The organism is Mesorhizobium comanense (genome assembly GCF_005503535.1).
Lineage (GTDB): Bacteria > Pseudomonadota > Alphaproteobacteria > Rhizobiales > Rhizobiaceae > Mesorhizobium > Mesorhizobium comanense.
The window spans coordinates 140,951-159,916 of the sequence record NZ_SCNN01000008.1; the positions used below are offsets into that span (position 1 = coordinate 140,951).

Consider the following 18,966-nt stretch of genomic DNA (forward strand, 5'->3'; position numbering starts at 1 on the left):
TGCCTATCTCAGCTTGAGGGTTGAAAGGCCGACCAGCGCCAGGATGACCGCGATGATCCAGAAGCGGATCACCACCTGGCTTTCGGTCCAGCCGAGCTTTTCGAAGTGATGGTGGATGGGCGCCATCAGGAACACGCGCTTGCCGGTCATCTTGAAATAGCCGACCTGGATGATGACCGACAGGATCTCGACCACGAACAGGCCGCCGACGATGACCAGCACGATCTCGTGCTTGGTCGCCACCGCGACGGTGCCGATCAGGCCGCCCATGGCGAGCGACCCGGTGTCGCCCATGAAGATCGCGGCCGGCGGCGCGTTGAACCAGAGGAAGCCGAGGCCGGCGCCGATGACGGCGCCCAGCACGACCGCCAGTTCACCGGTGCCGGGCACGAAATGGATCTGCAGATATTCGGCGAACACCGCGTTGCCGGAGAGATAGGCGATGACGCCGAAGGAAGCCGCCGCGATCATGATCGGCACGATCGCCAATCCGTCGAGACCGTCTGTCAGGTTCACCGCATTGCCCGCGCCGACGATGACGAAACAGGAGAACGGAATGAAGAACCAGCCGAGATTGATGAGGAATTCCTTGGCGAAGGGGAATGTCAGCGACGACGAGAACGGCGCCTGGCCATTGTGCATGATCGTCCAGGCGGCGATGCCGGCGATGATGAATTCAAGTCCCAGCCGCGCCTTGCCGGAAAAGCCCAGATGCGACTGCTTCGTGACCTTCAGATAGTCGTCGTAGAAGCCGATCGAGCCGAAGCCCAGCGTCACCAGCAGCACCACCCAGACATAGATGCTGGACAGGTTGGCCCATAGAAGCGACGAGCCGATGATGCCGGACAGGATCATCAGCCCGCCCATGGTCGGCGTGCCGGCCTTCTTGAAATGCGTCTGCGGCCCGTCGGCGCGGATCGGCTGGCCCTTGCCTTGCCTCAGCCGCAGCGAGTTGATGATGGTCGGGCCGAAGATGAAAACGATCAGCGCCGAGGTGATCAGCGCCCCGCCGGTACGGAACGTGATGTAGCGGAAGACATTGAAGACCGAGATCTTGTCCGCGAAATCGACCAGCAGTGTGAACATGCTATTTTCGTCCCCCGACTAGGTCTGGTTGCTGGTTGTCGCTTCAGCCGGGAACTTGCCCAGCAGCGCATCGACCAGCTTTGCAAAGCCGATGCCCTTCGACGATTTGATCATCACCACGTCGCCGGGCTTCAGCGCCGCAAGCAGCACCGGCTTCAGTTCCTCGGCGCCGGCGCGGTATTCCGTCTTGATGTCTTGCGGCAGCGCCTGCGCCAGCGACCGCATTTCCGGGCCGCCGAGAAAGACCGTCCCGGTGCCGGTGCCGACAATCAGTTCGGCAAGTGCCGCATGCAGCTTGGCCGAGTGGTCGCCAAGTTCCAGCATGTCGCCGAGCACGGCGATCCGCCGCCCCTCGCCCGCCACCGGCGTGGCATTGAGCAACGCCATCGCGGCGGCCATCGAGGCCGGATTGGCATTGTAGCTCTCGTCGATCAGCGTGATCGGACCTGCGGGCTGGCTCGAGCCACCGGGATGACGCAGCACATGGCGCTTTCCGCGGCCCCGCTCCGCCGACAGGTCGACCAGCGCCAGCGCCACCTTGCCGAGGTCGGCGCCAACAAGATGCGCCGCGCCCAGCACCGCCAGCACGTTCTGCACCATATGCCGCCCCGGCGCGCCGATGCGGGCGATCATGTCGTGGCCATCGATCCTGGCGGCGATGTCGGAATGGTCGGCATGCAATTCGCACTTGGTGAGCTTGAAGGTCGAGCGCGCGTTCTCGCCGAAGCCGTAGACATGCTCGACGCCGGAGGCGCGCGCCATCTTTTCGAGAAGCTTGAAACGCGCATCGTCGCGGTTGAGGACGGCCGCGCCCCCGGGCTCCAGACCTTCGAAAATCTCGGCCTTGGCCTTGGCGATCTCGTCGAGGTTGCGGAAGAAGCCGAGATGCGCCGCCGCGATCATGGTGACGATGGCGACATGCGGCCGCACCATCTTCACCAGCGGCCTGATCTCGTCGGGGTGGTTCATGCCGATCTCGAACACCGCATAGTCGCAATCGGCGGGCATGCGTGCCAGCGTCAGCGGCACGCCCCAATGATTGTTGAAGGATTGCGCCGAGGCGTGCACCTTGCCGACCGCCGACAGAACGTGGCGCAGGGCTTCCTTGGTCGTGGTCTTGCCGGCCGAACCGGTCACCGCGATGATCCTGGCCGACGAGCGGGCACGCGCCGCGACACCAAGTTTTTCCAATGCGGCAAGCACATCCTCGACGACCACGATCGGCGCCGTCAGCCGGCCGAGCGACGGCAGCTTGCCTTCCGCCACCACCAGCACGCCCGCGCCTGCCTTGATGGCCGCCGTGACGAAGTCGTGGCCATCCATCGCCTCGCCCTTGATGGCGAAAAAGGCGTCACCCGGCTGCAAGCTGCGGCTGTCGATCGAAATGCCCGAAATGCCCTCGGGCATCGGCCCAAGGGGCCGGCCGTCCATGGCGGCAACCAGTTCTTGCGAGGTCCACAGCAAGCTCATGCGGCACGCTGGCCGAGCGCGGCTCGGACTTCCTCGTGATCGGAAAAATGCAGCGTCTCGCCGCCGATCGTCTGGCCTTCTTCATGGCCCTTGCCGGCGACGATCAGCGTGTCGCCGGCATGAAGCATGCCGACGGCCTCGTGGATCGCCTTGCGCCGGTCGCCGATCTCGATGGCGCCGGGTGCGGCGGCCATGATGGCTGCGCGGATGGTCTCGGGTACTTCGGAGCGGGGATTGTCGTCGGTGACGATGACGACATCGGCAAGACGGGTCGCGATCTCGCCCATGATGGGCCTTTTGCCGCGGTCGCGGTCGCCGCCGCAGCCGAAGACGACCATGACGCGGCCGGTGGTGAAGGGGCGGACCGAGGCCAGCACGTTTTCCAACGCATCGGGCTTGTGGGCGTAGTCGACATAGACCGGCGCGCCGGCTGCGGTGGTGCCCACCAGGTCGAGGCGGCCAGGCGCGCCCTTCAGCTTTTCGAGCGCCATCAAGGCTTTGGCGACGGGGGTTCCGGTGGAAATGGCGAGCCCGGCGGAAACGAGCGCATTCGAAATCTGGAAATCGCCGGCCAGCGGCAGGTCGATCTCGTAAAGCGCGCCATCGGCCTCGACCTCGGCGCGCTGCCGATGACGCTCATGCTCTACCCGCTTCAGGGTGAGGAAGCCGCCATGCCGGCCGACCGTCAGCACATCGAGCCCGGCGGCCTTCGCCGCCGTGATCGTCGGCTCCGACCAGGGATCGTCCGCGAAGATCACGGCCGGCGCGCCCTTGGGCAGCAGCGTGTCGAACAGGCGCAGCTTCGCGCGATGATAGTCCTCGACGGTTGGGTGATAATCCATGTGGTCGCGGCCGAGATTGGTGAAACCACCGGCGGAAAGCCTCACACCATCGAGGCGGCGCTGGTCGAGACCATGGCTGGAGGCCTCCATCGAGGCATGGGTAACGCCGGCATCGGCCAGTTCCCGCAGCAACTGGTGCAAGGCGACCGGATCGGGCGTCGTCAGCGAACCATACTCGTTGCGACCGGGCGCCACCACGCCGGTGGTGCCGATCGACGCGGCGGCATAGCCCGCCTGCTCCCAGATCTGCCTGGTGAAGGCGGCGACCGAGGTCTTGCCGCTGGTGCCGGTAACGGCGACCATGGTCCCCGGCTGCTTGCCGAAATAACGGGCCGCCGCGAGCGCCAGAGCCAGACGGGGGTCATCGACCGCCAGCACCGGCACCGGCAGCCCGGCAACGGCGCTGCCCTTGCCTGTCACGATCGCCGCCGCGCCGCGCCGGGCCGCATCCGCGGCATAGGCGACGCCATCGGCCTTGGTTCCGGCCAGCGCGAAGAAGACGACGCCGGGTCTTACCTGGCGGGAATCCGACGAGACGCCGGTTACCTCCAGATCGGCGGAAGCTGTTCCTTCGACTGGCAGGACACCGGCTAGATCTTTGAGCTTCATCGAGTTCCGTTCACCGCAATAAAATGGCGCGCAGTCGCTGGCGCGCCCCAAGAATCACTCATAGGAAACCAGCGTTGCACCATTTTCATGGCTGAAATCTGGTTTCACGCCAAGCATGGCCGCCGTACGCCGGATGATATTGCCGGCCATCACACCCGCATTGTTGGCCGCGACGTCCGTCATCCCAGGCTTTTCCGGATGGGGTGCATCGGCAATCGTGAACACCAGATACTGCGGATCATCCATCGGGAAGGCGGCGACAAACGTATTGAAATTCAAGTCCTTGGAGTAGCGGCCGTTGATGACCTTCTCGGCGGTTCCGGTCTTGCCGCCGACGCGATAGCCCGGAACCCTGGCGTTCCTGGCCGAGCCCTTCTCGGCGTTGAGCGTATAGAGGTAGCGCATACCCTCGACCGTCTTGTCGTTGACCACTTTCTTGGCAACGGCCATTGCTTCCTGCTGGCTGCGGACGAGGAAGGTCGGGTTCATCAGGTAGCCGCCATTGACCAGCGCCGCGCAGCCGACCGCCGCTTGCAGCGGCGTCGTCGACACGCCGTGGCCGAAGGCGATGGTGAACGAGTTGACCTGCTTCCAGACCTTCGGCTCGGTCGGACGGGCGACTTCCGGCAGCTCGGTCTGCATCTTCTCCAGGATGCCAAGGCGATGCAGGAACTCGCGATGTCCCTCGATGCCGACCAGCTCGGCCTCCCTGGCCGACCCGATGTTGGAAGAATAGAGGAACACTTCCGGCAGCGACAGCACACGGTTCTTGCCGTGGAAATCGTGAATCGCCTGATGGCCGACCCGGATCGGATGCGAGGCGTCGAAGCGGCTCGTCATCGTCGCCTTGCCGGAATCGAGCGCCATGGCCGAGGTGAAGCTCTTGAAGGTCGAGCCCATCTCATAGAGGCCCGCCGACATGCGGTTCAGCCGTTCCTTGTCCTGCGCGTTGTAGGGATTGTTCGGGTCGAAGTCCGGCACCGATGCCATCGCCACGACCTCGCCGGTCTTGACGTTGATGACAACGGCGCCGGCGCCCATGGCGCGATAGCGCTCCAGGCCGGCCGCGATCTCGTCACGCACCACGTGCTGGACGCGCAGATCGATCGACAGCCTCACCGGCTTCAGATCCCTGGCGACGGCCAGACCCGACGCCTGCAGGTCGCTCAGGCCCTGCTCGTCGATATATTTCTCCATGCCGGAGATGCCCTGATTGTCGATATTGGTCAGGCCGACGATGTAGGATGAGGTCTCGCCGCTCGGGTAGAAGCGGCGCTTCTCCGTGCGGAAGCCGAAACCGGGAATGCCGAGCTGCATGATGTCGGCCTGCTGCTTGGGCGTCAGCTGCCGCTGCAGCCAGACGAATCCGGCGCCGCTCTTGAGTTTGTGGTAGGTCTGCTCGTAGTCGATCTCGGGCAGCACGGTCGACAGTTTCTCGATCGCCTCGTCAGCGTCCACGATGCGGCGCGGTTCCGCAAACAGCGATGCCGTCTTGATGTCGGTCGCCAGCACTTCGCCGTTGCGGTCGACAATGTCGGGCCGCGACGCGGTCACCCGGCTCTGGGGGCCGCCGGACAGGTCGGGCGTCTGGAAGCCGAGATAGACCAGCCGTCCCGATATGGTCGTGAAGATGCCGAAGAACACGGCCATCGTCATCACGATGCGCGCCTTGCCCTTGCCGCCGGTTGCCTTGCGCGCGCCCTCGACGACGATCGACCCGTCTTCCGCAGTCCTGGCGCGACGTGCCATGCCGAGGCGCTTCAGCAGTTTGCCGATCATTGGGCGATGCCTCCGGTCACGACGGGGTCCTTGCCGCCCGAAGGCGCCTTGCCGGAATTGTCGGCCATGGCGCCCTGGCGCCCATTCAGTATGTCCTGAATGTCCAGGGCCTTGGCGGGCAGGTCGCCAAAGCCGACGATCTGGCGCGCGCCGACCGGCTCGAGCGCCAGTTGGGCCTTGTAGAGTTCCGCGAGCTTCTGCAGCCGCGACGGCTGGGTGAGAAGGCTCCAGTCGGCCTTGAGCAGGTCGATCGTCTCCTCCTCGTAGCGGATCTGGGTATGGATTTTCTGCACGGCCGCCAGCTGGTCCTCAGCCTCCCGCTTGGTCTTGTAGGTCAGGGCCGCCGCCGAAACCATGACGGCGATCAGGACAATGTCGCTGGTACGGAACACGTGCTTACCTCTCCCCCGGCAGGTTGATGCCGGGAAGCTTTGGAAGGCCGAAAATCGAAAAGTCGCCGGCGCGCCCTGGCGCCTCTGTGCGGATCGCCGCGCGCAGCCTGGCCGAGCGCGCGCGCGGATTGGCCGCCACCTCGGCGTCACCGGCGGTCACGCCGCCGCCTGACTTGCGGAAGGTCGCGCTGCGCGCCTGCGCCTCGGGCATGTGGCGCGAGCCGCTGGCGGCCTCGGCACGATCGGCGATGAAGCGTTTGACGATGCGGTCTTCCAGCGAATGGAACGTCACCACGACCAGGCGCCCGCCCGGCTTCAAGGCACGTTCGGCCGCGAACAGCGCCTTGGCCAGTTCGCCAAGCTCGTCATTGACGAAGATACGCAGCGCCTGGAAGACGCGTGTGGCGGGATGGATCTTGTCCTTCGGCGCTCGGCCGATATGCGTCTCGATGGCGTCGGCCAGTTCCAGCGTACGTTCGAAGGGGCGCTTCTCACGACGAGCCTCGATCATGCGTGCGATGCGGCCGGCATGGCGTTCTTCGCCGAGGAAACCGAAGATGCGGGCAAGATCGCCCGGCTTGAAGCTGTTGACGACATCGGCGGCGCTCAAACCCGCCTGCGCCATGCGCATGTCGAGCGGGCCATCGAAGCGGAAAGAAAATCCGCGCCCGGCCTGGTCGAGCTGCATCGAGGAAACACCGATGTCGAGCACGACGCCGTCGACGCCCGTCGCATGCTCGTCCAGCGTCGAGAACGGCGCCTGCACCAGCTTCAGCCTGCCGCCCGACTTCGCCTCAAGGCCGCGCCCGGCCGCGATGGCATCAGGATCGCGATCGATGGCGACGACGGATGCCCCGGTTGCCAGGATGGCCCCGGTGTAGCCACCGGCGCCGAACGTGCCGTCTATGACGATATCGCCTGCCCCCGGCGCCAGTGCCTCGAGCACTTCGTCAAGGAGGACCGGAATGTGGCGGACCGATCCGCCAACGGCGTTGATTTCATCGCCGTGGCCCGCCGTCATTCCGGTCGCTCCCCAGGCTTCGTCCCCTGCCGAAGCTGCAAAAGCCTGGCCCGCGCCTGCGCCCCGTAGGCCGCAAGCCGTCCCGGCTCCCAGATCTGAAAGAAATTGCCGCGCCCGACAAAGGCCACCTCCGCGGAGATGCCGGTGTGCTCGCGAATGAAATCGGTCATGGTGATGCGGCCATCCTGATCCAGCTTCAGGAACGTTCCGTCGCCATGGCAGAAGAACGACATGTCGTCCGCCGTCTGCAGGAAGGGATCCTCCTGGGCGATCCGCTGTTCGTAGCGGTCGAGCAGATCCAACCCGCCGACATCCATCGCCGGCAGGTCGAGGCAACGCAGCGCATAAAGATCCGAATAGCCGCGCTTCTGCACGACGGCACGGAAATGCGCCGGAACGGATACCCGTCCCTTCGCATCGATCCTGCTCACCGTGTTCGACAGAAACCGGTCCATTGAACCTTACAGCCGCTCGCGCCGCTGCACCCCTCGTCATCCTGTTGCACGCGCCGCCGCAGCGCGTTCCCTGCCCCGCACCAACCTCGCCCACGCAGGCAAAAAACGGCAAACGCGCAGCCGCCGCGGCTGCCCGATTGGCGTACGCTTTACCCTGACGCGGAACGAAAGCTTGAGTGTTCGAATGGGATATCATGGGGCACTATGGGCGTCAACGGGAATAGGCTTCACAAACACGCGCATCGCGACCAATACGAGCAGCCGTTACGGCGCGTGTCGTCTTTATCGATCATTAAGCCTAACGAAGCGTTTAGAGCCCTCTGGCCCAAAAGACTTGGGCTTGCCGCGGATCGCCCGCACGCATAGCGTCGAGCGACGTCCTCCGCCCAAATTACAAGGATCGAGCTCATGTCCGAGACGGCAAAGTCACGCGCCGCGGCGCTATCCCACCTGCGTCGTGACGGGCTGGTGGCGGGCGATCCCATTCCCCTGCCGCTGACCATGGCGTCGATCTTTCACACGCCCGGCGTCGAGACCGGTGTCGATCAATACGGCCGATACGACAACCCGACCTGGCGCGCGGTCGAGCATGCGCTCGGCCATCTGGAAGATGCCCGATGCGTGACCTTTCCCTCCGGGATGGGCGCCATCTCGGCGGTGTTCTTCGCACTGCTGAAATCAGGCGATCGCGTGCTGCTGCCGGCGGACGGCTACCATGCCACGCGCGCCATGGCGGAACGCTTCCTGAAGCCGTTTGGCGTGGTTTGCGACACCCGGCCGACGCCGACTTTCCTCGATGGCGGCTTCAACGGCTACCGGCTGGTCTTTGTCGAGACGCCGTCCAATCCGCGGCTCGACATTTGCGATCTCTCGGCCATCGCCGAGGCCGTCCACGGCCAGGGCGGGATCCTTGTCGTCGACAATACGACGATGACCTCATTGGGTCAGCGCCCGCTTGACTTCGGCGCCGATATCGTCGTCTCGGCCGACACCAAGGCGGTGAACGGCCATTCGGACGTGCTGTTCGGCCATGTCGCCAGCCGAAACGCCGACATCATCTCCAAGGTGACGGACTGGCGCGGCATGGTCGGCGGCATTCCCGGACCGTTCGAGGCCTGGCTGGTGCATCGCGGACTGGAAACCCTGGAAGTGCGCTTCGACCGCATGTGCTCGTCGGCCGAAACGATCGCGCAACGGCTGAGCGAGCATCGCGCCGTGACGGGATTGCGCTATCCCGGCCTGAAGGGCGACCCCTCGCACAATCTCGCCCGCGTCCAGATGGAGCGCTTCGGCTTCCTGATCTCCTTCGAGCTGGCCTCCGAGCAGAAAGCCGAGGATTTCATCAACAATTGCAGCCTGATGCAGGCCGCGACCTCCTTCGGCGGCGTCCACACCGCTGCCGAGCGGCGGTCGAAGCGCGGCGACGCGGTGCCGCCGGGATTTATCCGCCTCTCTGTCGGCTGCGAGCCCGTGGAAGAACTGTGGAAGGCAATCGAGGCATCGCTGGAGAAGGTTAGCGCTTGAAGCGCCGGATGTGATGTCCTCGGTATTGACCAGCCTCGGCGCCGCCCCTCATTGTCCTGCCGGACATTTCTCCCCGTTTAGTGACGGGGAGAAAGACGCTGTCATCGATGACTTCGCCAATCACCAGCGTTGCAAAAAGAGCGCCGGGGTTGCGGCACTCTCCTTCTCCCCGTCACTATACGAGGAGAAGTGCCCGGCAGGGCGATGAGAGGCAGCGCCAACTTCAAGAGACGGTCGATCCCGTTCGTGACGGCAACAGCCAGAAAACCTGAATCGGCAGGCGCGCCCGAGGGCGCAACCTGCTGATCTCAAAGGGCTTCTCTTTCGGACGAAACTGCCAGCCGGCCTGTAAGCCGGGTTCTGTATGGCCCTCGCCCCTTGCGGAGCGAGAACGTGGCGGCCATTCATCTTGGGCGCATGTTGCCATGCGCCTCACGCAACCTACCCGGACGGTGAGCCGGAAACAGCCCTCGAGGGTTTCCCCCCGCACCGCCCCTATTCGGTCTTGCTCCCGGTGGGGTTTACCGTGCCGCTCCTGTTGCCAGGCGCGCGGTGGGCTCTTACCCCACCCTTTCACCCTTACCACGACAAGTCGTGGCGGTTTGCTTTCTGTGGCACTTTCCCTGGGGTCGCCCCCGCCGGCCATTAACCGGCACCGTGTTTCCATGGAGCCCGGACTTTCCTCACCCGCGGCCTTTCGGCGTTTGCGGGTGCGGCCGCCCGGCCAGCTGGCAGGGCGTATAAAGGGGTTCACACCACAAAACGCAACCGAAAAAGCCGGTTGCTGCCGGTTCTCCTCACGCCGGCGCGCCGACAGCCGCCAACTGCACCTTGACCTTGCTGCAATAGGCGGCCGAAACCGGATTCATCCGGGTGGCGCCGTGACCGGCATTGTATTTCAGGATCGTCCCGCAAGTGGTGCCGCCGCCGAGGTCCCGCGCCATGGCGAGGTACTTCATGCCGTATTTGATGTTGGTGTCGGGGTCGAACAGGCCTTTCGTCGAGCCGGTATAGCCCATCATCCGCGCCGTCGCCGGCTTGATCTGCATCAGGCCGATCTCGCCGGCGCCGCCGACCATGTTCGGCCGGTAGTTGCTCTCGATCTTGATGACGGCGTGGGCCAGCGAAGCCGGAACACCGTAGCTCGCCGCGTAGCGGGCGACGATCGCGGAGTACTGGCCGCTGCTCGCCACTGCCGCCGCCGATGTTGCGCCACTCCCAGGGCCGATAGACGCCGTCGTCGTCATGTCGATGGCCTTATGGCCACGCTTCGCCTGTCTCCTGACGCTCGCCTTCTTCGTTTTCGACAAGCTTGCTTTTTCCACCTTCGCCGAAGTCCGCTTCGTTGCCTTCGCGCTGCTTTTGGCCGTGTTGGTCTTGCCCTTGGCGGCCACCGCGATGAAACCCTGATCGGCCCGCGGGCTGATCGACGCGGCATTGGCCGAGCTGAAGGCAAAAGTCATTACGCCGGCAGCAAGAGCTGCCGTTACAACGGTCAATTTCTGCATGTGATCCTGTTCTGTTTGGACCGCGCGAAGATCTTCGCGCGGCATCGCTTGATTAATATCGGATCATCCGGGGGGCTGAACGTCCGACAAACTGTACGGATCGCCCTTTGAAGCCCGAATTGGCGCCAATGAGGGCGAGGCAAGTCACTTTGAGTGACAGTTTGTAACTTAAGCGATGAGAAGGATTACTTGGCTGACGAGTTGACCCGGCGTCAACCCGCTACGGAGGACAGCAATTTCTGCAGCGTGCGAATCGTCGAACCGTCGGCAATACCGTCGACCCGGCGCGGGCGAAAATGCCTTTGGAAAGCCTCGACGACAATCCGTGTCTGTGGGTCGAAAATACCCGATATCTCAACGCCATAGCCATAAAGCGCGAGCATCGACTGCAAGGCTTCGACCGCTGCTCCGGCATCGCCGTCCCTGAGCGCGGCACCGCGTCTGATCGGCGCGGCCGGCACGAGGTGGCCGACGCCGGCATCGAACAGCATGGCCCATGGAAACTTTTCGCCCGGGTCGATCTTGCGGCCTGGTGCCACATCCGAATGCGCCAGCACCCGCCTGGCGGGAATTGTGTGCCGCGCGGCAATCCCGCTGCACAGGCCGACCACCGCCTCGATCTGCCGCCTGGGGAAACGGGGGTAGCCGAGCGAGTGTCCGGGATTGACGATCTCGATGCCGACCGAGCAGGAGTTGATGTCCGTGCGCCCGAACCAGGAACTCTTGCCCGCGTGCCAGGCACGGTCGCTTTCCCTGACCATCTGCACGATATGGCCGTTCTCATGGACGAGATAATGCGCCGAGACTTCGCTCGCCGGATTGCAAAGCCAGGCCTCGGCTCCGGCTCCCGTCGCCATGCCGGTATAATGCAGCACGATCATGTCCGGCTTCGGCGTGTCGCGCCTCGGCCCGAAATTCGGCGATACCCTGACCTCCGCGCTCGGCTCGTCGGGCAGGAAGCCGCTCATGCGTGCCGCAGGCCCCGCTCGATCATTTCGTAGGCGGCGTTGATGGCGGCGACCCTGGTCGTCGCGATCTTGATGAATTCCTGTGGCAGCCCGCGCGCGATCAGGCGATCCGGATGATTGTCGGAAACCAGCTTGCGATATCGCTTTTTGACTTCTTCGAACGGTTTGCCGCGTTCGATGCCGAGCACGACATAGGGGTCGGCCGCGCCAAGATTCACATGCCGGGCCAGGATCGCTTCGTAATGCACTTCATCGATGCGGAATATCTCGGCGATCCGGTGCAGGAACTGACCTTCGTGCTCATGGATAAGCCCGTCGGCCTTGGCAATATGGAACAGGCCGTCGAGTATGTCCTCCAGCATCATGCAATTGGCGTGACCCGAGCCGCAAAGCTGCGCCATGCGCTGGGCGTAGACTTCGAAGCCGGCGACATCCTGCTTTGCCAGGTCGTAGAGCCGCGCCACGTTGCGCCGCTCGGCCGGAGGAACCTCGAATATTTCCTGGAAGGCCCGTACCTCGTCCTGGGTGACGACGCCGTCTGCCTTGGCCATCTTGGCAGAGAGCGCGATCATCGCCACAGAGAAGGCGACGCGGCGCCGAAGGTCGGCGTCGCCGGAGAAAACCGTGCGCACGGCTTCGACGACATCGGCGACGCCCGACGAGGCTGAAGACGATACCCGCGTTATGAAGTCGCCGAGGCGGTCCCAAATCGACATGGCCGCTTCTTAAAGCGAACCGGTCCTCGCTATCAAGCCAATATCCACCGCTGTCAGGTTCGTGAACGACGGTCGCGATGCCCGAGCGAGCATCGCCCTCGCGAGAAAAGGCCGGCTTGACGCCGGCCTATCCTCCCAAGATGCACGTACTATTTACTCACTCACTACTGCGCGGGCGCAGGAGCAGGCGTTGCCGGAGCCGGTTCAGCAGGCTTCATCGAATTGTCGGCCGGGGCCGCCGGCTTCATCGGCTGTTCGGCGGCCGGGGGATTGGTGCTCTGCGTGGTGGTGTTGTCAGTGCCCTTGCCGCTGTCGCTGCAGGCCGCGACGCCGAGCAGCGCGATCGCGGACACGGAGGCCAAAATGAACTTTTTCATAACATCTCTCCTTCAACACACGCTCACGTTGCGGTGAGCGGTCGAAGGGAAAATGCACCACGCGGCAAGGAGTTTCGTAACGTTGCGTTTCCGTATGTAACATCAATGGCATGCAAGCCGACGTTGCCGTCGTCGTCCCAGCGCATTAACAACGAAACCCGAATGAGAATGCCGGAGACAGCCGCAATGGCCGCGAAATGGGATTTCTGGATCGATCGCGGCGGCACCTTCACCGATGTCATCGGCCGTGATCCGCAAGGCGCCCTGCATCCCCGCAAGCTGCTCTCGGAAAATCCCGAGGCCTATGCCGACGCCGCCATCCAGGGTATCCGCGACCTGCTCGGGCTGGAACCGGGCGCCACGATCCCCTCGGGCTTGATCGGCGACGTCAAGATGGGCACCACGGTTGCCACCAATGCGCTGCTGGAGCGCAAGGGCGACCGCGTGCTGCTCTTGATCACCAAGGGGTTTCGCGATGCGCTGAGGATCGCCTACCAGGCACGCCCGGACATCTTCGCCAAGGAGATCCTCCTCCCCGAGCAACTCTACGAGCGCGTCATCGAGATCGACGAGCGCGTGCTTGCCGATGGCTGCGTGGAGCGGCTGCTGGATATCGCCGCCTGCCGGCCGGCGATCGAGCAGGCCAGGGCCGATGGCATCGATGCCGTCGCCATCGTCTTCATGCATGCCTGGAAATACCCTGAACATGAGAAGGCGGTGGCAAAGGTCTGCCGCAAGCTCGGCTTCGGCCAGGTCTCGGTCAGCCACGAGGTCTCGCCGCTGATCAAGCTGGTCGGCCGTGGCGACACCGCCGTGGTCGACGCCTACCTGTCGCCGATCCTGTCGCGTTATGTGCAGCGGGTTGGCCTGGAGCTCGGCGTCCTCGCTCCCCTGGAGCGGGGTGAGAAGCGATCGGCCGAGGGCCGAGAAAAAGCCAACGATTTGGCTTTTTCAGCGACGAACGCCCGGAGCCATAGCGAAGGGCAGTCGCAGAAGCGGTCAGAGGGGGTCCTCTCAGAAGGCACCGCCAAGACGTCGAGCCCGGTCGATCCGACCCCACCCCGCGGCTTTGCCGCCACCCTCCCCTCGAGGGGGAGGGAATCGCCCCATCTGATGTTCATGATGTCTTCCGGCGGACTGACCGCCGCAGACATGTTCCAGGGCAAGGACGCACTGCTCTCAGGACCGGCCGGAGGGGTCGTCGGCATGGTCGAGACGGCGAAGGCCGCCGGCTTCGGCAAGGTCATCGGCTTCGACATGGGCGGCACTTCCACCGACGTCGCGCACTTTGATGGCGAGTACGAGCGGGCCTTCGACACTGAAGTTGCCGGCGTGCGCGTCCGCGCACCGATGATGCGCATTCACACCGTCGCCGCCGGCGGCGGCTCCGTCCTGCACTACGAAGCCGGCCGGTTTCGCGCCGGCCCGGATTCCGCCGGCGCCAATCCAGGTCCCGCCGCCTACCGGCGCGGCGGGCCGCTGGCGGTCACCGACGCCAACGTCATGCTCGGCAAGCTCCAGCCCGATTTCTTCCCGGCGATCTTCGGTCCGGATCAGAACGAGCGGCTCGATGCCGCGACGGTGCGTTCGAAATTCACGGCGCTCGCCGCCGAAATCGGCGATGGCCGTTCTGCGGAAGCGGTCGCGGAAGGCTTCATCACCATCGCCGTCGAGAACATGGCCAACGCCATCAAGAAGATCTCCGTTCAGCGCGGCTACGACGTCACCGGGTATCTGCTGAACTGCTTCGGCGGCGCCGGCGGCCAGCATGCCTGCCTGGTTGCGGACGCGCTCGGCATGGAAGCGGTGCTGATCCACCCTTTCTCCGGCCTGCTTTCAGCCTATGGCATCGGCCTGGCTTCGGTTTTCGCCTCGCGCCAGCAGGCGCTGCTCAAGCCCCTTGCGGAAGAATCCAGAGCCGAGATCGACGGACTTATCGCCACACTGGGGACAGCCGTCTTCGCCGAGCTTGCCGCGCAAGGCATCGCCGGCGACGCGGCCGCCACCAGGCCGGTGCTGCACATCCGCTATGACGGCACCGACACGACACTGCCGGTCAATTTCGAGGCCGGCTCGATCTTCCAGGCCAAGCGCGACTTCGAAATGGCCCACAAGGCGCAGTTCGGCTTCGTCTATGACGACAAGCCGATGATCGTCGAGGCGGTCGGTGTCGAAGGCGCCGAAATCGGCCAGGACAGCGCCGAGGCCTATGCGCCCGCCGGACCGGCCAGGATTGAAGCCGGCGCTTCTGGAATGCGGCGCATCTACACCGAAGGCCGGTGGCATGAAGCCGGCATCCATCGCCGCGAAAACCTGCGCCCATCCAACCTCGTCGCAGGCCCTGCCCTGATCATCGAGCCGAACCAGACCATCGTCGTCGAACCGGGCTGGCGCGCCGAGATCACCAACCTCAACCACGTCGTGATCCGCCGCACGGAAAAGAAGGCGCGCACCGCGGCTCTCGGCACCGAAGCCGATCCCGTCATGCTGGAGGTCTTCAACAATCTTTTCATGTCGATCGCCGAGCAGATGGGCGTGACGCTGCAAAACACCGCCTACTCCGTCAACATCAAGGAAAGGCTGGATTTCTCCTGCGCGGTTTTCGACCGCACCGGGGCGCTGGTCGCCAACGCGCCGCACATGCCGGTGCATCTGGGCTCGATGGACCGCTCCGTCGAAACCATCATCCGGCTGAACTCCGGCGACATCCACCCGGGTGACGTCTTTGCCTTGAACGCCCCCTATAATGGCGGCACGCATCTGCCTGACATCACCGTGGTGACGCCGGTGTTCGAGGAAGAGCGCCCGATCTCCCCCCTTGTGGGGGAGATGTCGGCGAAGCCGACAGAGGGGGGCGTTGTCCCGCCAACCTCGCGTTCTGTCTCGCCCCCCTCTGCCCTGCCGGGCATCTCCCCGACAAGGGGGGAGATCAGCCAATCGCCAAAAATCCTCTTCTACGTCGCCTCGCGCGGCCACCACGCCGACATAGGCGGCACCGCCCCCGGCTCGATGACGCCGCTTGCCACCACGGTCGACGAGGAAGGCGTGCTGTTCGACAATTTCCGTGTCGTCGACCGGGGCAGGTTTCGCGAGCAGGAATTGCAGGCGCTGCTCACCGACCACAAATACCCCGCACGCAATCCCCACCAGAACATCGCCGACCTCAAGGCGCAGATCGCCGCCAACGAGAAAGGCGTCGCCGAACTGCGCAAGATGGTGACGCATTTCGGCCTCGATGTCGTCGAGGCCTATATGGGCCATGTCCAGGACAATGCGGCCGAAAGCGTGCGCCGCGTGCTGGAACGGCTGCCCGATACGTCAGAGTATGAATATCCGACCGACACCGGCCAGGTCATCAAGGTGAAGATCACGGTCGACCGGCAAAAGCGCGAGGCGACCGTCGACTTCACCGGCACCTCGCCTGTCATGAAGAACAATTTCAATGCACCGGAGCCCGTGGCCCGCGCCGCCGTGCTCTACGCCTTCCGCGTCATGGTCGAGGACATGATCCCGATGAATGCCGGGTGCCTCAGGCCGATCAACATCGTCATCCCCGATGGCTCGATGCTGAAGCCCGCCTACCCCGCCGCCGTCGTCGCCGGCAATGTCGAGACCTCGCAGCATGTCACCAATGCGCTGTTCGGCGCGATGGGCGCCATGGCCAATGCGCAGGGCACGATGAACAACCTGACCTTCGGCAACAGGAAGTACCAGTATTACGAAACCATCTGCTCGGGTTCGCCCGCGGGGCGGATGAATTCCGGCCGGGGCTTTGCCGGCACCTCCGGCGTCCACACCCACATGACGAATTCGCGCCTCACCGACCCGGAAGTGCTGGAGCTGCGCTTTCCCGTCGTGCTGGAGGATTTCCACATTCGCGAGGGATCCGGCGGCAACGGCAAATGGAGCGCCGGAGACGGCACCAGCCGCACCATCCGTTTCCTCGAGAAGATGGAATGCGCCATCCTGTCCTCGCACCGCAACCGGCCGCCGCTGGGATTGGACGGTGGCGGCGACGGCGAGGTCGGCTCGACCAGGGTGCGCCGCAACGACGGCACGGTTGATACGTTGAAAGCCTGCGACCAGACAGTGCTGCAGGCTGGCGAGGCCGTCATCGTGACCACGCCGACCCCGGGGGGATTTGGTAAGGCCTGAACCTACGTCAACAGGCTGTCACCGGCCTGTCATGACGCTGCGATACCCGCTTGCGCCAAAGCAAATGGGGAATCACTTTGCCATGACGGACGTCTCCTCGGATCTGGTTTTTCGGCGCGGCAAGGAAGTTGGAAAAGCCGTCTACCAGAACCGCCCGCTATCGAAAGCCGGCATCTCCGAACGGCTCTTTGCCTTCCTGTTTTCTGGCCTCGTCTATCCGCAGATCTGGGAAGACCCTGAAGTCGACATGGAGGCCATGCAGCTTGGCCAGGGCCACCGCATCGTCACCATCGCCTCGGGCGGCTGCAACATCCTGGCCTACCTGACCCGCTCGCCGGCACAGATCGACGCGGTCGACCTCAACGCCGCCCACATCGCGCTGAACCGCATGAAGCTGGAAGCTGTGCGCCGCCTGCCTTCCCAGGGCGACCTGTTCCGCTTCTTCGGCGCCGCCGACACCAGCCACAATTCGGAAGCCTACGACCGCTTCATCGCGCCGCATCTCGATCCGGTCAGCCGCCATTACTGGGAGCGCCGCAACTGGCGCGGCCGCAGGCGCATCGGTGTTTTCGACCGCAACTTCTACCAGACCGGCCTGCTCGGCCTGTTTATCGCCATGGGCCACCGCACGGCGAAATTCTTCGGCGTCAACCCGGCCCGCATGATGGAAGCCAAAAATGTCGGCGAGCAGCGCCGCTTCTTCAACGAAGAACTGGCTCCGGTCTTCGACAAGAAGCTCTTGAGATGGGCGACATCGCGCAAGGCCTCGCTGTTCGGCCTCGGCATTCCGCCGGCGCAGTACGATTCCCTGATCACGTCGGGCGACGGCACCATGGCCAGCGTGCTGAAGGCGCGGCTGGAAAAGCTAGCCTGCGACTTTCCCCTGGAAAACAACTACTTCGCCTGGCAGGCCTTCGCCCGCCGCTATCCCGAGCCAGGCGAGGCAGCCCTGCCCGCCTATCTGGAAAAGCAGAACTACGAGACCATCCGCGGCAATGTCGACCGCGTGGCGATCCACCATGCCAACCTGATCGAGTTCCTGGCGGGCAAGGATGCAGGCACGGTCGACCGTTTCATCCTGCTCGATGCGCAGGACTGGATGACCGACGAGCAGCTCAACGCGCTGTGGTCGGAAATCACCCGCACGGCTTCGAATGGCGCCCGCGTCATCTTCCGCACCGCCGCCGAGCCCAGCCTGCTGCCGGGCCGCGTATCGACCTCGCTGCTCGACCAGTGGGATTATCAGAACGAGGCGTCACGCGAATTCTCGGCCCGCGATCGCTCCGCCATCTATGGCGGCTTCCACCTCTATGTGAAGCGCGCCGCATGAGCACGACGGAACTGCCGGCCAGCCCCGAATTCAAGGCCAGCCATGCCGAACTGATGGACGGCGTCTACCGCTGGCAGCGCCACATCTACGACCTGACCCGCAAATACTACCTGCTCGGCCGCGACCGGCTGATATCGGGATTGGACGTACCGCCCGGCGGCACCGTGCTGGAACTCGGCTGCGGCACCGGCCGCAACATCATTCTTGCGGCCCGTCGCTACCCCGACGCCCGCTTCTTCGGCCTCGACATCTCGGCTGAAATGCTGGAGACGGCTGGCAAGGCGATCGACCGCGAAGGCCTGACCAACCGTGTCACGCTCGCACGCGGCGATGCCACCGATTTCGACGCCGCAGCTCTCTACGGCATCGGGCACTTCGACCGCGTCTTCGTCTCCTATTCGCTGTCGATGATCCCGGGCTGGGAGACGACGGTGTCGGCGGCGCTTGCAGCACTCGGCCCCAACGGCTCGCTGCATGTCGTCGATTTCGGCCAGCAGGAAGGCCTGCCCGGCTGGTTCCGCAGCCTGCTGCGCGGCTGGCTCAGAAAATTCCACGTCACGCCGCGCGCGAACCTGCGCGAAGTGCTTGAATCGGAATCCCTGAGAACCGGTGCAACCCATCGTTTCCGCACGCTTTATCGCGGTTATGCCTGGCTGGCGGTGATCGGGCCGCGCAACCCCACCTCCCCCTCGACAGGGAAAGTCGCGCCGTAGGCGCGGGTAGGGGTTAAGCGC

The 18,966-nt window shown here is 64.4% G+C and carries 14 protein-coding genes, 1 other RNA gene and 2 pseudogenes; 5 read left to right on the plus strand and 12 right to left on the minus strand.

Annotated features, from left to right (window positions below; translation table 11 throughout):
- Positions 1 to 3 precede the first annotated feature (3 nt).
- Genes mraY through mraZ form a run of 7 tightly spaced genes read right to left on the minus strand, consistent with a single transcriptional unit; the run spans position 4 to position 7,654 of the window.
- Positions 4 to 1,086, minus strand: coding sequence for a phospho-N-acetylmuramoyl-pentapeptide-transferase (mraY, locus tag FFS37_RS16055; protein ID WP_137931930.1), 1,083 nt, complete (start codon positions 1,084 to 1,086; stop codon positions 4 to 6).
- Positions 1,087 to 1,104: 18 nt separating this feature from the next.
- Complete coding sequence (locus FFS37_RS16060; RefSeq protein WP_137931931.1) at positions 1,105 to 2,556, minus strand: UDP-N-acetylmuramoylalanyl-D-glutamyl-2,6-diaminopimelate--D-alanyl-D-alanine ligase; 1,452 nt, start codon at positions 2,554 to 2,556, stop codon at positions 1,105 to 1,107.
- Complete coding sequence (locus tag FFS37_RS16065; RefSeq protein WP_137931932.1) at positions 2,553 to 4,007, minus strand: UDP-N-acetylmuramoyl-L-alanyl-D-glutamate--2,6-diaminopimelate ligase; 1,455 nt, start codon at positions 4,005 to 4,007, stop codon at positions 2,553 to 2,555. The genes FFS37_RS16060 and FFS37_RS16065 overlap by 4 nt, the downstream gene beginning before the upstream one ends.
- Positions 4,008 to 4,061: 54 nt before the next feature.
- Positions 4,062 to 5,786 (minus strand): peptidoglycan D,D-transpeptidase FtsI family protein, encoded by a 1,725-nt coding sequence (locus FFS37_RS16070; protein ID WP_137931933.1) that lies wholly within the window; start codon positions 5,784 to 5,786, stop codon positions 4,062 to 4,064.
- Entirely contained in the window at positions 5,783 to 6,178 is a 396-nt protein-coding gene (gene ftsL / locus FFS37_RS16075; RefSeq protein WP_137931934.1) for a cell division protein FtsL, read from the minus strand. Before ftsL ends, FFS37_RS16070 begins: the two co-directional genes overlap by 4 nt.
- A 4-nt stretch (positions 6,179 to 6,182) precedes the next feature.
- Entirely contained in the window at positions 6,183 to 7,199 is a 1,017-nt protein-coding gene (rsmH, locus tag FFS37_RS16080) for a 16S rRNA (cytosine(1402)-N(4))-methyltransferase RsmH (RefSeq protein WP_137931935.1), read from the minus strand.
- Positions 7,196 to 7,654 carry a division/cell wall cluster transcriptional repressor MraZ gene (gene mraZ, locus FFS37_RS16085; protein ID WP_137931936.1) on the minus strand — a complete coding sequence of 153 codons (459 nt, stop codon included), beginning with the start codon at positions 7,652 to 7,654 and terminating at the stop codon, positions 7,196 to 7,198. The genes rsmH and mraZ overlap by 4 nt, the downstream gene beginning before the upstream one ends.
- Positions 7,655 to 8,062: 408 nt before the next feature.
- Here mraZ and FFS37_RS16090 point away from each other — a divergent pair, with 408 nt between their 5' ends.
- Positions 8,063 to 9,178 (plus strand): cystathionine gamma-lyase, encoded by a 1,116-nt coding sequence (locus tag FFS37_RS16090; RefSeq protein ID WP_137931937.1) that lies wholly within the window; start codon positions 8,063 to 8,065, stop codon positions 9,176 to 9,178.
- Positions 9,179 to 9,511: 333 nt separating this feature from the next.
- On the opposite strand, the gene rnpB is transcribed toward FFS37_RS16090, so the two are convergent.
- From rnpB to FFS37_RS16120, 5 genes are all read right to left on the minus strand, one after another.
- Positions 9,512 to 9,910, minus strand: an RNA gene (gene rnpB / locus FFS37_RS16100) — RNase P RNA component class A.
- A gap of 65 nt (positions 9,911 to 9,975) precedes the next feature.
- On the minus strand, positions 9,976 to 10,686 hold the full coding sequence (locus tag FFS37_RS16105) for a lytic transglycosylase domain-containing protein (protein ID WP_137931938.1): 711 nt from the start codon (positions 10,684 to 10,686) through the stop codon (positions 9,976 to 9,978).
- Between the two features lie 212 nt (positions 10,687 to 10,898).
- Positions 10,899 to 11,654: an N-acetylmuramoyl-L-alanine amidase gene (locus FFS37_RS16110; RefSeq protein ID WP_137931939.1), complete on the minus strand. Its 756-nt coding sequence runs from the start codon at positions 11,652 to 11,654 to the stop codon at positions 10,899 to 10,901.
- A complete protein-coding gene (locus FFS37_RS16115) occupies positions 11,651 to 12,370 on the minus strand; it encodes a J domain-containing protein (RefSeq protein WP_137931940.1) in 720 nt (239 codons plus the stop codon). Before FFS37_RS16115 ends, FFS37_RS16110 begins: the two co-directional genes overlap by 4 nt.
- 164 nt (positions 12,371 to 12,534) lie before the next feature.
- Complete coding sequence (locus FFS37_RS16120; protein ID WP_137931941.1) at positions 12,535 to 12,747, minus strand: hypothetical protein; 213 nt, start codon at positions 12,745 to 12,747, stop codon at positions 12,535 to 12,537.
- Between the two features lie 186 nt (positions 12,748 to 12,933).
- On the opposite strand from FFS37_RS16120, the pseudogene FFS37_RS36615 reads away from it, so the two are divergent.
- The 4 genes and pseudogenes from FFS37_RS36615 to FFS37_RS16135 form a co-directional block, all read left to right on the plus strand.
- Positions 12,934 to 13,716, plus strand: a pseudogene (locus FFS37_RS36615) (hydantoinase/oxoprolinase N-terminal domain-containing protein); the annotation flags it as partial.
- A gap of 141 nt (positions 13,717 to 13,857) precedes the next feature.
- A pseudogene (locus tag FFS37_RS16125) lies at positions 13,858 to 16,902 on the plus strand (hydantoinase B/oxoprolinase family protein); the annotation flags it as partial.
- A gap of 31 nt (positions 16,903 to 16,933) precedes the next feature.
- Complete coding sequence (locus FFS37_RS16130) at positions 16,934 to 18,232, plus strand: DUF3419 family protein (RefSeq protein WP_137931943.1); 1,299 nt, start codon at positions 16,934 to 16,936, stop codon at positions 18,230 to 18,232.
- The gene (locus tag FFS37_RS16135; RefSeq protein ID WP_137931944.1) at positions 18,229 to 18,945 is read left to right on the plus strand and encodes a class I SAM-dependent methyltransferase; all 717 of its coding nucleotides are present in this window, start codon (positions 18,229 to 18,231) and stop codon (positions 18,943 to 18,945) included. Before FFS37_RS16130 ends, FFS37_RS16135 begins: the two co-directional genes overlap by 4 nt.
- The last annotated feature ends 21 nt before the right edge of the window (positions 18,946 to 18,966 follow it).

What these genes read in the sequence shown, in the direction of transcription:
- mraY (WP_137931930.1), bottom strand. Translation starts at nt 1,086, where the DNA reads ATGTTCACACTGCTGGTCGATTTCGCGGACAAGATCTCGGTCTTCAAT.
- FFS37_RS16060 (WP_137931931.1), bottom strand. Translation starts at nt 2,556, where the DNA reads ATGAGCTTGCTGTGGACCTCGCAAGAACTGGTTGCCGCCATGGACGGC.
- FFS37_RS16065 (WP_137931932.1), bottom strand. Translation starts at nt 4,007, where the DNA reads ATGAAGCTCAAAGATCTAGCCGGTGTCCTGCCAGTCGAAGGAACAGCT.
- FFS37_RS16070 (WP_137931933.1), bottom strand. Translation starts at nt 5,786, where the DNA reads ATGATCGGCAAACTGCTGAAGCGCCTCGGCATGGCACGTCGCGCCAGG.
- rsmH (WP_137931935.1), bottom strand. Translation starts at nt 7,199, where the DNA reads ATGACGGCGGGCCACGGCGATGAAATCAACGCCGTTGGCGGATCGGTC.
- mraZ (WP_137931936.1), bottom strand. Translation starts at nt 7,654, where the DNA reads ATGGACCGGTTTCTGTCGAACACGGTGAGCAGGATCGATGCGAAGGGA.
- FFS37_RS16090 (WP_137931937.1), top strand. Translation starts at nt 8,063, where the DNA reads ATGTCCGAGACGGCAAAGTCACGCGCCGCGGCGCTATCCCACCTGCGT.
- FFS37_RS16105 (WP_137931938.1), bottom strand. Translation starts at nt 10,686, where the DNA reads ATGCAGAAATTGACCGTTGTAACGGCAGCTCTTGCTGCCGGCGTAATG.
- FFS37_RS16110 (WP_137931939.1), bottom strand. Translation starts at nt 11,654, where the DNA reads ATGAGCGGCTTCCTGCCCGACGAGCCGAGCGCGGAGGTCAGGGTATCG.
- FFS37_RS16115 (WP_137931940.1), bottom strand. Translation starts at nt 12,370, where the DNA reads ATGTCGATTTGGGACCGCCTCGGCGACTTCATAACGCGGGTATCGTCT.
- FFS37_RS16120 (WP_137931941.1), bottom strand. Translation starts at nt 12,747, where the DNA reads ATGAAAAAGTTCATTTTGGCCTCCGTGTCCGCGATCGCGCTGCTCGGC.
- FFS37_RS16130 (WP_137931943.1), top strand. Translation starts at nt 16,934, where the DNA reads ATGACGCTGCGATACCCGCTTGCGCCAAAGCAAATGGGGAATCACTTT.
- FFS37_RS16135 (WP_137931944.1), top strand. Translation starts at nt 18,229, where the DNA reads ATGAGCACGACGGAACTGCCGGCCAGCCCCGAATTCAAGGCCAGCCAT.